Raw genomic sequence first — 12240 nt, 5'->3', positions numbered from 1 at the left:
GAGCAGATCGTGCGCCAGTCCAGCCGTATTTTGCTGGCCTCTCTCCTGCTGATATGTGCCAAGGCCTCGGCCGACGATAAGTCGGCCGAGGCCTTGTTGCAGCAGATGCAGAGTGCCGTCTCGCAACAGAATTTCGAATTATCCATGGTCAAAGCCCGTCAGGGGCGCCTCGAACCCATACGTTTCAGTCATGGGGTGATCGATGGCAAGGAGGTGGCTCACCTGAGCTATCTGGACGGCAAGACCATAGAGTACCTGCAGCGCCAGGACGAGTTCACCTTCTTTGAAAACAGCCACGAACCTTACACCCTCAAGGGCGCCCGCTTCCCTGGTGTTTGGGCCACTCTGGTGAAGATGCCGCTGCCCCGGGTGCTGGAAAGCTATGATCCCGTGCTGGCCGGCCGCAGCCGGGTAGCCGGTCTGGTGGCGCAGGTGGTCAGGCTGGTGCCCAAAGAGGCGGACAAGTATGGCTTCGTGCTCTGGGTCGATGAGCAGAGCCAGCTGTTGCTGCGGGTGGACATGGTGGATCGGGAAGGCAACCTGGTCGAGCAGGTGCTGGGCGTGGCTCTGGACAGGCAGAGTGCCCCTGCGCCCTGGCTGGTGAAGCTGGCCGGCAGCAAACTGCCCAAGGCGCTGGCGATGGAGGATGCCTACCCGGCGCCGCAGCAGACGCTGAACTGGCATCTCACCTGGTTACCGGATGGCTTCAAGGTATTGTCTCAGGACAGGCACCAGCTGGTGACCACCAGCTTGCCGGTAGATTACATGATGCTCTCCGATGGTCTGGTGGATCTTTCGGTCTATGTGGCCAGGGTCGATCCCAAGCAGGCGGTGCGCCAGCAGCTGATCCGCCAGGGGGCGACCTCGCTGGTGAGTTACGTCAACGACGTGGGGGTCGAGATCACGGTCGTGGGCGAAGTACCGGCCGAAACGGCGAAACGCATCGCTGAGTCGGTGCAACCTCTGGCCCGCAATGAGACGGTACAGTAGTCGTATTTGCACTCCCGCTTGCTCAAGCAGGGCTGCCATGTTCAGATTGGGTCAATCTGTCCCTTGTTATTGTGGAAACGGCTTGTGAGTGAAATGAGCGAAGAGCTGGCGACTGTGGTGGCCATTGATGGACAATATGCTTGGGTGGAGTGCGAACGGCGCTCCGCCTGCAGCGGTTGTCATCAACAGTCCAACTGCGGTACCGGCACGGTTGCCAAGGCGTTTCCGATGAAGCAGCAACGGCTGCGGGTTGTCCTTACCGCCGAGGTGAGCGTCGGCCAGCAAGTGAGGCTCGGCATTCCCCAGGCGAGTATCCTGCGGGGGGCCGCCTTGGTTTATGTATTGCCGCTGTTCTGTCTGCTGGCTGGCGCTCTGCTTGGCCAGCTCTGGTTGGCACCCTTGTTGGCGGGGGGGGAGGGGATCACCATCCTCAGCTGCTTGCTGGGTGGTCTCATCGGATTTTCACTGGTTCGTTACTTTTCCACGCGACTCGATCAGGGGGCATATGGCCCTCGCATGCTGGGTGTGGTACTCCATACCCGCAACCTCTCCTGACCATGCAGGCCTGTATTTCTGGTGCTCCGTCGACTAAAGATTGGCCGTCGACCTGGTTATCCAGTAAAATCCTGCCTCCATATTCGGCCTAACCTAATTTTGAGTGATTCTTGCTCGATGAAACACATTCGTAACTTTTCGATTATTGCGCACATCGACCACGGTAAATCGACCCTGTCGGACCGTCTGATCCAGACTTGCGGTGGCCTGTCCTCCCGCGAGATGCAGGCTCAGGTGCTTGACTCCATGGACCTGGAGCGCGAGCGCGGCATTACCATCAAAGCACAGAGTGTGACCCTGAACTACCAGGCACAAGACGGTAACACCTACCAGCTGAACTTTATCGACACCCCGGGCCACGTAGATTTCTCCTACGAAGTCTCCCGCTCATTGGCGGCCTGTGAAGGGGCGCTGCTGGTGGTAGATGCCGGCCAGGGGGTTGAGGCACAGACTCTGGCCAACTGCTACACCGCCATGGAAATGGAGCTGGAAGTGGTGCCGGTGCTGAACAAGATTGATTTGCCGGCCGCAGAACCCGAGCGTGTTGCCGAGGAGATCGAAGACATCGTCGGCATCGACGCCATCGATGCGGTGCGCTGCTCCGCCAAGACTGGCCTGGGTGTTGATCTCGTGCTGGAAGAGATCGTAGCGCGTATCCCGCCACCGGAAGGTGATCCGGATGCCCCGCTGCAGGCGCTGATCATCGACTCCTGGTTCGACTCCTATCTGGGCGTCGTCTCTCTGGTGCGGATCAAGAACGGCTCCCTCAAGAAGAACGACAAGATCAAGGTGATGAGCACCGGTCAGGTGTGGGGTGTCGATCGTATCGGTATCTTTACGCCCAAGCAGGTGGATACTCAGGGTTTGGGCTGTGGCGAGGTAGGTTGGGTTGTCTGCGGCATCAAAGACATCCACGGTGCCCCTGTGGGCGATACCCTGACTCAAGCCAAGAACGGCGCCGAAAAAGCGCTGGCGGGTTTCAAGAAGGTGAAGCCGCAGGTGTATGCGGGTCTGTTCCCCATCTCCAGCGATGACTACGAGTCGTTCCGTGATGCCCTCGACAAACTGTCTCTGAACGATGCCTCCCTGTTCTTTGAACCTGAGAGTTCCACCGCGTTGGGTTTTGGTTTCCGTTGCGGCTTCCTCGGCATGCTGCACATGGAGATCATTCAGGAGCGTCTGGAGCGGGAATACGATCTGGATCTCATTACTACTGCGCCGACCGTGGTCTATGAGATTGAGCTGAACAATGGCGACACCATCCATATTGACAGCCCGTCCGCCATGCCTCCGGTCAACAACATCAAGGAGATGCGTGAGCCTATCGCCGAGTGCAACATTCTGTTGCCGCAGGAGTACATGGGCAACGTCATCACCCTCTGTATTGAGAAGCGTGGCGTGCAGACCAACATGGTCTATCACGGCAACCAGGTCGCACTGACGTATGAAATCCCGATGGCGGAAGTGGTGCTCGACTTCTTCGATCGCCTGAAATCCACCAGCCGTGGTTACGCCTCGCTGGATTATGGTTTCAAGCGTTTCGAAACCTCCGAGATGGTCCGTCTGGACATCATGATCAACGGTGAGCGCGTCGATGCCCTGGCCATCATCACCCACAAGGAGAACGCCCAGTATCGCGGTCGCCAGGTGGTGGAGAAGATGCGTGAGCTGATCCCGCGCCAGATGTTTGATATCGCCATTCAGGCTTCTATCGGCAACCAGATCATCGCCCGCAGCACGGTCAAGGCGCTGCGCAAGGACGTGACTGCCAAGTGCTACGGCGGTGACGTAAGTCGGAAGAAGAAGCTGCTGAACAAGCAGAAAGAAGGTAAGAAGCGGATGAAGTCCCTGGGCCGTGTCGACGTGCCGCAGGAGGCTTTCCTCGCAATTCTCCATGTAGGAAAGGATTAATCGATGGCAAGCACGTTTTCCCTGATCTTGGTGGTGGTCTGCGCGATCACCGGTGTTATCTGGTGTCTGGACAAGATGATCTGGTCCAAGCAGCGGGCCGCCAAGATTGCCATGGCCCGTGCCCATGGCGGCGCCCATCTGGATGAGAAAACCCTGGCCAAGGTTGCCCCCGTGCCGGTCTGGATCGAACAGACCGCCGGTGTCTTCCCGGTCATCACACTTGTGCTCATTCTGCGTTCGTTCATCTTTGAACCGTTTCAGATCCCGTCTGGCTCCATGATGCCCACCCTGCTGGTGGGCGACTTCATCCTGGTACAGAAGTTTGCCTACGGTCTGCGGGATCCGGTGACCAACACCAAGTTCCTCGAGACTGGCGAACCCAAACGTGGCGATGTGGTGGTGTTCAAGTATCCGCTGGATACCCGGGTGGACTACATCAAGCGAGTGGTCGGCATGCCGGGTGACAGGGTCATCTATCGCAACAAGGAGCTGATGATCCGGCCCAAGTGCGAGGAGCAGGAAGGGAAAACGTGCCCGGGCTTTGAGAAGGTCGACGCCAAGTTTGAACAAAGGGGTGAATTTACCCAGATGGGGATCCCGCTTGACCGCTATACCGAGCAGCTGGGTGAGGTGTCCCACGGGACTCTTCGCAACCCGCTGATGCCCGATATGGTCGACCGTTATTATCGCCAGCCCGGCACTTACCCCGACGAGTGGGTCGTGCCGGAAGGTCAGTACTTCGTGATGGGTGATAACCGTGACAACAGTACCGACAGCCGTTTCTGGGGGTTTGTGCCCGAAAGGAATCTGGTCGGCAAGGCGGTCGCTATCTGGATAAGTTTTGAATTCGAGCGTGAAGAAGGCTCCCTGCTGCCAAGTTGGGTACCGACAGGTGTGCGCTTCAACCGCATTGGCGGAATCAAGTAAATGAATATCAAAATGAACAGACTGCAGTCCCGTCTCGGGCATGTCTTTCACGATCAGGAACTGTTGACCCGGGCGCTGACCCACCGTAGCGCCGGTTCCCGTCACAATGAGCGACTGGAATTTTTGGGAGACTCTATTTTGAGTCTGGTGATTGCCGATGCTCTGTTCCACCGCTTCCCGCAAGCGGCGGAAGGGGACCTCAGCCGGATGCGCGCCACCCTGGTGCGCGAGAAGACCCTGGCCGAACTGGGCCGGGAGTTTGACCTCGGGGATCACTTGATCCTTGGGCCTGGCGAACTCAAGAGCGGCGGTTTCCGTCGCGAATCCATTCTGGCCGACACGGTCGAGGCGGTGATTGGCGCCGTCTATCTGGATACTGATCTTGAGGGGGTGCGGGTGCTGCTGCTGAGCTGGTATGCCAGCCGTCTGGACGAGATACGCCCGGGCATAGAGCAGAAGGATCCCAAGACCCGCTTGCAAGAAATTTTGCAGGGAAGCCGTAAATCCCTGCCGACCTACACAGTGACCAACGTCAAGGGCGAGGCCCACAACCAGGAGTTCACCGTCCAGTGCGACGTGGAAGGCCTGGATGGTCCGCTGGTCGGGGTTGGTACCAGTCGCCGCAAGGCAGAACAGGCTGCGGCGCAGCAAGCATTGGAAAGATTGTCGTGACAGCTACTGCTGATCCAAGAAGACGCGGTCTTTCAACACAACAGGCATTGGAAAAACTGTCATGACAGATACCACTTATTGCGGCTTTGTCGCCATCGTGGGCCGTCCCAACGTGGGCAAGTCCACCCTGCTCAACAAGCTGCTCGGCCAGAAGGTCAGCATTACCTCGAAGAAACCCCAGACCACCCGTCACCGGATCCTGGGGATCGACACCGAGGAGAACCATCAGACCATCTATGTGGATACCCCGGGTCTGCACATCGAAGAGAAGCGGGCTATCAACCGTCTGATGAACCGCGCCGCCACCAGTTCGCTGGGGGACGTGGCCATGGTGGTGTTCGTGGTCGACGGTACCCACTGGACCAAGGATGACGAGATGGTGCTCGGCAAGTTGCGCCATCTGCCTTGTCCCGTGGTGCTGGCGGTCAACAAGATCGACAACGTCAAGGACAAGGAAGACCTGTTGCCCCACCTGGAGTGGCTGGGCCAGCAGATGAAGTTCTCCCATATCCTGCCCATCAGCGCCGAGAAGGGCACCAACGTGGAGAAGATCCGCGAGTGGTCCAAGGATCTGCTGCCGGAGAACAACTTCTTCTTCCCGGAAGATTACGTGACCGACCGCTCTTCCCGCTTCATGGCCTCCGAGATCATCCGCGAGAAGCTGATGCGTTTCACCGGTGAGGAGCTGCCTTACTCTGTGACCGTGGAGATCGAGCGCTTCAAGGTGGAAGAGAGCGGCATCTATCACATCAATGCCCTGATCCTGGTGGAGCGTGATGGCCAGAAGAAGATGGTCATCGGCAACAAGGGTGAGAAGATCAAGACCATAGGCACAGAGGCACGCATCGACATGGAACGCCTGTTCCAGAACAAGGTGTTCCTTGAGCTGTGGGTCAAGGTCAAGGCGGGCTGGGCCGATGACGAGCGCGCCCTGCGCAGTCTCGGCTATGGCGATGACTGATTGCTGAGTCCAGCCTTCGTCATCCACAGTCGGCCCTATCGGGAGACCAGTCAGCTGGTCGAGGTGTTTACCCAGGATAGTGGCCGATTTACCCTGGTGGCTCGCGGTTCTCGCGGGCCACGCTCCCCTCTGAAGGGGCTGCTTCAACCTTTTTCCCTGCTCACCATCAGCTGGCGTGGTAAGGGGGATCTCAAGAACCTCGCCCAAGTCGAATGTCCGGATCACTCATTGCGACTCGGTGGCGATCGTCTCTTCTACGGCCTCTACCTCAATGAGCTGGTCTACTACCTGCTGGAAGCCCATACCCCCTTTCCCGAGGTGTTTGACGCCTATGCCCGTGCCCTGATGGCGCTGGCGGATGGCGAGACGCCTGAGTTGCCGCTGCGCCGCTTCGAGTTCCTGCTGTTGCAGGCGCTTGGCTATGCGGTGGACTTCGAATACGCCGCCGACGACGAGTCCGCGATCCAGCCCGAGCTGCTCTACGGCTTCGAGCGCGAATTGGGCTTTGTCGCTTGCGAGCGGGCGCCGGATCCCCGTACCCTGTTCCTCGGTGCCCACCTGCTGGCCTTCGCCGAGGGACGTTTCGATACCCCTCCCTTGCTGCAGGCGGCCAAACGTTTCAGCCGACTGGCGCTGCAACCCTATCTGGGTAAGCGTCAGTTAAAGAGCCGGGAGCTGTTTTTAAAACGCCGCAATAGCTTGGGTTAACCGCTCTGCGGCGTTACCCGACACGGTAAGAATGTTACCTACGTCCGATTACGCTGCGCTAATCGAACCTACGGGCTGATATACGGATATTCGCGCGGTAGCCGCGCAGTCAACAGATGAAGTGTTTCAAGGAGTCATCAATGAGCGAAATCTATCTGGGTGTGAACATCGATCATATCGCCACCCTGCGTAATGCCCGTGGCACCCAGTATCCGGATCCGGTGCAGGCCGCCTTCGTGGCCGAGCAGGCCGGTGCCGATGGCATTACTGTCCACCTGCGGGAAGACCGTCGCCACATCACGGACCGTGATGTTGAGGTGTTGCGCCAGACCATACAGACCAGGATGAACCTGGAGATGGCGGTGACCGAGGAGATGATCGGCATCGCCTGTCGCATCAAGCCGCACTTCGTCTGCCTGGTGCCGGAGAAGCGTACCGAGGTAACCACAGAGGGTGGTCTGGACGTGGCCGGTCAGCTCGACAAAATAATGGATGCGGTGACGCGCCTCTCGGCCGTCGGCGCCCAGGTGTCGCTGTTCATCGATGCCGACCCGCACCAGATCGACGCGGCCGCCGACAGTGGCGCTCCCTTCATCGAGATCCACACCGGCCGTTACGCCGATGCCACCACGGATGCCGAGCGCAACGCCGAGTTCAAGCGCATTGCCGCCGGCGCCTCCTATGCTGCTGGCAAAGGCTTGAAGGTCAATGCCGGTCACGGTCTGCACTACCATAACGTCAAGGCCATCGCCGCTATCCCCGAGCTCTATGAGCTCAACATCGGCCACGCCATCATAGGCCGTGCCGCCTTCGACGGCCTGAGCAAGGCGGTGAGCGACATGCGCCTGCTGATGCAGGAAGCCCGTCAGGGGATCTGACCGCCCGGCGGTGTTGCACACAGCGAGAGACGAACAAACAGGGACGCCATGGCGTCCCTTTTGATTGCAAAGCGGAACAGGTGCAGGGGGAGGTGTCAGCCAGACGTGCGCGTCACCCCGTGATGATCAGAGTCTGCCGCCGCTCATGCATATGCGGATCTTGGCGGCGAGCACTTCCTCCATAGCGGGCACCAGATACTGGTGCTGATCGCTGGCATCCGGGTGGGCAGCGAGGCAGGCCTGCATGGCATCCCTCGTTCATTGTCAGCAGATGCGCTCAGTCAGGCTCGGGGAAGTAACGTTCCAGCAGGGCGGTGAGGATGGCCTGGCTATGCTCGTCGGGCTCGCCGCTGACCAGGGCGGGACGGAAATGGAGCTGGAAGGCGCGCAGGGCGGCGCGGCTCTGTTCATCCCAGGCGCCGCTTGGGGCGACCCCATAGCCGTAACGGGCGAGTTGCTGCTGCCAGGTGAGGGCATCCCAGGCGGGGGCCTGCTGTTGGCGCAGGGCCGTGACTCTGGCCTCGTCGGGCCAGGCGCCGACCCCGTAGTGCAGGGCGAGCTCGCGCCAGGGGAAGTGGGGGCCGGGATCCTGCTTGCGCTCGGGGGCAACATCGCTGTGGGCCAGCACCTGGGTTGGCGGTATCCGGTAGCGTTGCACCAGCTTCTGAGTCAGGGCGCCGATGGCGGCGATCTGCGCCTGGGTGTAAGGCTGCCAGCGCCGCAGGTGGGCGGGTAGCAGCTCATCTTCCGGCGGATAGCCCAGGTTGACGATTTCGATGCCGAGGGAGCTGGCGTTGAGCCCCGCATACTGGTGCCAGCGACTGCGACCCGCATGCCAGGCGCGCTGGCTGTCGGGCACCAGCTGGTAGACGGGCAGCGGCGTCTGATCCGTGTCGCGGGGGATCAGGTAGTGGGCGCTCACCTGATGGGCCGCCTCGGTCAGCAGGCGCAGGGAGTGGGCGTCGTCCTCATCCGTGTAGTGCAGGATCAGGAAGGCGATGCGTTCATTCTGGCTGGCGCTGGGATAACGGGAAGAGAGCTGATAGGGGGCAGGCTGGCAGGCGCTCAGCAGCAGTATGAGGCAGAGTGACCATAGCTGCAGCCACATGGCCCTGTTCGGGTTCGGCTTGAGAAGGCACGACGGCCAGCGTCGCTCACTGGCCAGCGAGAGGCGGGCTGACAGTGAGCGGATACGCTGGCCCATGACTCAGGCGCGGTACTTGGCGGTGAGGCCGATGAGGAAGTTGCGCAGGATCTGATCCCCGCAATCCTGGTAGTGCTTGTGATCCTTGGCGCGGAATAGGGCACTCAGTTCGGACTTGGAGAGGTTGAAGTCGGCGAGCTTGAGGGTGCCGAGCATGTCCTCTTCCTTGTAGTTGAGGCCGATGCGCAGCTTGCGCAGTATCATGTTGTTGTTGATCCGGTTCGGGATCACCTGGGCTGGGGCATCTTCCCGCACACCGCGGCGCGCTATGATGAAGCCGTCGAGGAATTGGCTCAGGGCCGCATCGGGACAGGCGACATAGCCTGCTTCTTGCTCTTCCCCTTCAGCCGCTTCTTTCATCAGCCAGCTGTGCAGCTGGGCGTGAGTGACCGTCAGGTTGCCTTTGGCAAACATCTCGACCATCTGATCGTTACTGATGGTGAGGGCGTAGCGCAGACGGCGCAGAATATCGTTGTTGGTCATGTTGACTCCTGTAGAAACGGCGCAACTTTATCATCTGGCGCGCCCCGCGTCAGAAAAAGCGGGGTTGGCCCTGGCAGGAGAAGGGGGCTAGGGGTTGCTGCCAATGGCGAGCCGCCCTGAATCCCGCTCATTCAGGCGAGGTAGTCTGGCGCCTCCTGGCGCACCTGCTCCATCGCATCCTGCAATTCCAGCAATTCGGGTTCCAGCTCGCTGACCGGCACCCCGTCGCGTAGCTGCTGCTCCAGCTGGGAGAGCAGCCGTTGCAGACCAGGTACCCCGGAATAGGCGCAGCCACCGTTGAGGCGATGCAGCTGGGCCAGCACCTCGGCATCCTCCACCTGACCGGTAAGGGCCGCCTCCAGCACGGGATCCACCTCGTCGAAACTGGCCATCAGCATGGTCAGCATCTCTTTGGCGAGATCCGGCTTGCCAGCGGCCTGGCGCACCGCCAGGGACCAGTCTATCTGCTGGTCCGCGTGGTTCTGGTGGCGACGATGGGCGAAGTCGGTGATGAGCTGGGCCAGCATGCTCTCGTCGATGGGCTTGGCCAGATAGTCATCCATCCCTTGCCTGATCAACCTCTCCCGCTCGCCGGGAATGGCGTGGGCGGTCACCGCCACGATCGGCGTCTCAGTATTGAGGGACTGGCTGCGGATCGCCTGGGTGGCGCTGATGCCATCCATGATCGGCATCTGTATATCCATGAAGATGATATCGAATGGCTGGCTCTGGGCCAGTCTGACAGCCTCCTTGCCATTCTTGCAGACCACCACCTGGCTCACCATCTCCTTGAGCATGGCGGCGATCAGCTTGAGGTTGGCCGCATTGTCGTCCACCGCCAGCACCTTGATCGCCTGCACGCTGCGCGGGGTGGGGGCAGGCAGCGGCGCGCTCTTGGCTGGCTCAGGGGAGAGCAGGGCGTGCAGCAGCTTGCGGTGGTTCGTGGGTTTGGAGAGGCAGTGCTGGGCGCCATGGGCCAGCATGGCGTCATAGAGTGAGGGCTCGTGGCTGCTGAGCAGCACTATGGTGTTCTGCTGGCCGTCCAGCCCGTCGAGGCGGGCGATCACTTGCTGCGGGGTGTGCAGTGTGCTGCTGCCGATGATCACCATGTCCTGGTTGCTCATTTCGGGCCAGATGGTGTCGATGGCGAGCGACTGCACATCCAGCTGCCACTCCGCCAGCAGGGCGCAGAGGGAGGAGTGGCTGAAGGGGTCCGGCTCCAGCAGCCAGACCCGTTTGCCCTGGATACGATCCAGCGGCAGCTTGTCGGTCTGGGGCAGGGGAGAGACGTCGATGTCCAGGCTGAAGGAGAAGACGGAGCCTTTGCCAAACTCGGATTCGAAACGGATCTGCCCCCCCATCTGCTGCACCAGCTTCTGGGTGATGACCAGACCCAGGCCAGTGCCGCCATAGCGACGCGAGATGGAGGAGTCGGCCTGGTTGAAGGCCTGAAACAGCTGGCGTTGCTGCTCTTCCGAGATACCGATGCCGGTATCGCGGATCAGCACGTTGAGCCGCACCTTGTTACCGTTGCTGGACCCGGTCTGCTCGATGCGCACGTCCACGTTGCCGCGCTCGGTGAACTTGATGGCGTTGCCGGTGAGGTTGGTCAGCACCTGCTGCAGGCGCATGGGGTCGCCGGTGAGGTAGTCCGGCACCTCGGCATCCACCTGCAGGGAGAGTTCGAGTTGTTTGTCGTGGGCGCTGGGACCGAGCAGGTGCATGGTCTCGTTGAGGGTGTCGCGCAGGCTGAACGGGATATGTTCCAGCTGCAGCTTACCCGCCTCCAGTTTGGAGAAGTCGAGAATGTCGTTGATGATGCCGAGCAGGTTGCGGGCCGACTTTTCTATGGTCTGCATGTAGTCGGTCTGGCTCGGGGTCAGCGGCGTCTTGAGCAGCTGGCGGGTGAAGCCGATGACGCCGTTGAGCGGGGTACGCAGCTCGTGGGACATGTTGGCCAGGAACTCGGACTTGACCCGCGCCGCCTCCTGCGCCCGTTTCTTCGCCATGTCGAGCTCGACGTTCTGGATCTCTATTTGTTCAAGTGTCTCCCGCAGATCCGAGGTCGCCTGATCGATGTTCTGCTGCATCTCCTCGTGATATTCCGAGAGCGCCTTGGCCATGGCGTTGATGCCGTTTTTCAGCATGTCCAGCTCGCCGGTGAGCTGGCCGCTGACCCGGGTGTCGAGCCGCCCCTCCCTGATCTTGTGCACCGCCTGCACCATGTCGGTGATGGGCTGGGTCACGCTCTTGACCAGCCTAAAGCCAAACAGGGTGCTGAAGGCGACCCCGATGAGCACCACGATCACCGCAAAGAAGGTATCGCGATACTGCAGTATCATGGCCCTGTCGGTGGTCATCTGCATGGAGATGTAGCCGATCATGGGCGGTTCCACATCGCTGGGCAGCGGGAAGCCATCCATGCTGGTTTCGGCCTGGATCGGGGTGCGCAATATGATGTCGTCACCGTACAGGGTGACGCTGGTCAGCTCGGGGATCTTGCTGCCATCGGGCAGCCGCAGTCGGGTGAAGTCCCTGTGATAGTTGGACGTCACAAACAGCTGGTTGTCCTGGGTGAAGACGGCGATGGACTTGATGAACGGTGAGTTTTTGCGGTGGGTCAGGCCAATCAGCCGCTTGAGCGATTCCCGGCTGTGTTGGGTCATGCCGTATTCACTGGCAATGGCCAGCGGCTCTATGATGTTGATGCCCTGATCGATCAGGTTGTTTTCCAGCTGTTGGTAGCGATGGAAGGTAAAATAACCGGCCATCAGGCCGCCAATGATCAGGGTCGGCAATATGGTAAAGGCCAGCACACGGGCTCGAAGGCCGTACTTGGTCATGGGAATGATCCCCCGATGAGCAGGGTGGGCAAGAGGGTACACGACAGTGGGCGGGCCCGCAGGCCGGATTTGGTCATACTATTATTCTTGTGGGACAATAGCCTGCTG

The 12240-nt window shown here is 60.3% G+C and carries 11 protein-coding genes and 1 pseudogene; 8 read left to right on the top strand and 4 right to left on the bottom strand.

The window, feature by feature from the left end; translation table 11 throughout:
• Window positions 1–9 precede the first annotated feature (9 nt).
• The 8 genes from BN1129_RS00350 (at window position 10) to pdxJ (ending at window position 7602) form a co-directional block, all read left to right on the top strand.
• On the top strand, window positions 10–990 hold the full coding sequence (locus tag BN1129_RS00350; RefSeq protein WP_042033779.1) for a MucB/RseB C-terminal domain-containing protein: 981 nt from the start codon (window positions 10–12) through the stop codon (window positions 988–990).
• 93 nt (window positions 991–1083) lie between these two features.
• Window positions 1084–1545 (top strand): SoxR reducing system RseC family protein, encoded by a 462-nt coding sequence (locus BN1129_RS00345; protein WP_042033778.1) that lies wholly within the window; start codon window positions 1084–1086, stop codon window positions 1543–1545.
• A 117-nt stretch (window positions 1546–1662) separates the two neighbouring features.
• Entirely contained in the window at window positions 1663–3456 is a 1794-nt protein-coding gene (lepA, locus tag BN1129_RS00340; protein ID WP_042033777.1) for a translation elongation factor 4, read from the top strand.
• A gap of 3 nt (window positions 3457–3459) precedes the next feature.
• Window positions 3460–4383, top strand: coding sequence for a signal peptidase I (gene lepB, locus BN1129_RS00335; protein ID WP_042033776.1), 924 nt, complete (start codon window positions 3460–3462; stop codon window positions 4381–4383).
• A complete protein-coding gene (rnc, locus tag BN1129_RS00330) occupies window positions 4384–5055 on the top strand; it encodes a ribonuclease III (RefSeq protein ID WP_042033775.1) in 672 nt (223 codons plus the stop codon).
• 61 nt (window positions 5056–5116) lie between these two features.
• Window positions 5117–6016: a GTPase Era gene (era, locus tag BN1129_RS00325; RefSeq protein ID WP_042033774.1), complete on the top strand. Its 900-nt coding sequence runs from the start codon at window positions 5117–5119 to the stop codon at window positions 6014–6016.
• Window positions 6017–6724 carry a DNA repair protein RecO gene (gene recO, locus BN1129_RS00320; RefSeq protein ID WP_042033772.1) on the top strand — a complete coding sequence of 236 codons (708 nt, stop codon included), beginning with the start codon at window positions 6017–6019 and terminating at the stop codon, window positions 6722–6724.
• 140 nt (window positions 6725–6864) lie between these two features.
• Entirely contained in the window at window positions 6865–7602 is a 738-nt protein-coding gene (pdxJ, locus tag BN1129_RS00315; protein ID WP_042033771.1) for a pyridoxine 5'-phosphate synthase, read from the top strand.
• A 126-nt stretch (window positions 7603–7728) separates the two neighbouring features.
• Here pdxJ and kbaY read toward each other — a convergent pair.
• The 4 genes and pseudogenes from kbaY to barA form a co-directional block, all read right to left on the bottom strand.
• A pseudogene (gene kbaY, locus BN1129_RS24425) lies at window positions 7729–7854 on the bottom strand (tagatose-bisphosphate aldolase subunit KbaY); the annotation flags it as partial.
• Window positions 7855–7879: 25 nt separating this feature from the next.
• Window positions 7880–8710 (bottom strand): N-acetylmuramoyl-L-alanine amidase, encoded by an 831-nt coding sequence (locus BN1129_RS00310; RefSeq protein ID WP_042033770.1) that lies wholly within the window; start codon window positions 8708–8710, stop codon window positions 7880–7882.
• A gap of 99 nt (window positions 8711–8809) precedes the next feature.
• On the bottom strand, window positions 8810–9289 hold the full coding sequence (locus tag BN1129_RS00305; protein WP_042033769.1) for a YehS family protein: 480 nt from the start codon (window positions 9287–9289) through the stop codon (window positions 8810–8812).
• 131 nt (window positions 9290–9420) lie between these two features.
• On the bottom strand, window positions 9421–12132 hold the full coding sequence (gene barA, locus BN1129_RS00300; protein ID WP_042033768.1) for a two-component sensor histidine kinase BarA: 2712 nt from the start codon (window positions 12130–12132) through the stop codon (window positions 9421–9423).
• Window positions 12133–12240 lie beyond the last annotated feature (108 nt).

Source organism: Aeromonas popoffii (assembly GCF_000820025.1).
GTDB lineage: Bacteria > Pseudomonadota > Gammaproteobacteria > Enterobacterales > Aeromonadaceae > Aeromonas > Aeromonas popoffii.
This window is presented reverse-complemented; position numbering and strand designations above follow the sequence as displayed.

Excerpts from the sequence above, each read along its gene's own strand:
- BN1129_RS00345 (WP_042033778.1), top strand. The coding sequence starts at position 1,084 with ATGAGCGAAGAGCTGGCGACTGTGGTGGCCATTGATGGACAATATGCT.
- lepA (WP_042033777.1), top strand. The coding sequence starts at position 1,663 with ATGAAACACATTCGTAACTTTTCGATTATTGCGCACATCGACCACGGT.
- lepB (WP_042033776.1), top strand. The coding sequence starts at position 3,460 with ATGGCAAGCACGTTTTCCCTGATCTTGGTGGTGGTCTGCGCGATCACC.
- rnc (WP_042033775.1), top strand. The coding sequence starts at position 4,384 with ATGAATATCAAAATGAACAGACTGCAGTCCCGTCTCGGGCATGTCTTT.
- era (WP_042033774.1), top strand. The coding sequence starts at position 5,117 with ATGACAGATACCACTTATTGCGGCTTTGTCGCCATCGTGGGCCGTCCC.
- pdxJ (WP_042033771.1), top strand. The coding sequence starts at position 6,865 with ATGAGCGAAATCTATCTGGGTGTGAACATCGATCATATCGCCACCCTG.
- BN1129_RS00310 (WP_042033770.1), bottom strand. The coding sequence starts at position 8,710 with ATGTGGCTGCAGCTATGGTCACTCTGCCTCATACTGCTGCTGAGCGCC.
- BN1129_RS00305 (WP_042033769.1), bottom strand. The coding sequence starts at position 9,289 with ATGACCAACAACGATATTCTGCGCCGTCTGCGCTACGCCCTCACCATC.
- barA (WP_042033768.1), bottom strand. The coding sequence starts at position 12,132 with ATGACCAAGTACGGCCTTCGAGCCCGTGTGCTGGCCTTTACCATATTG.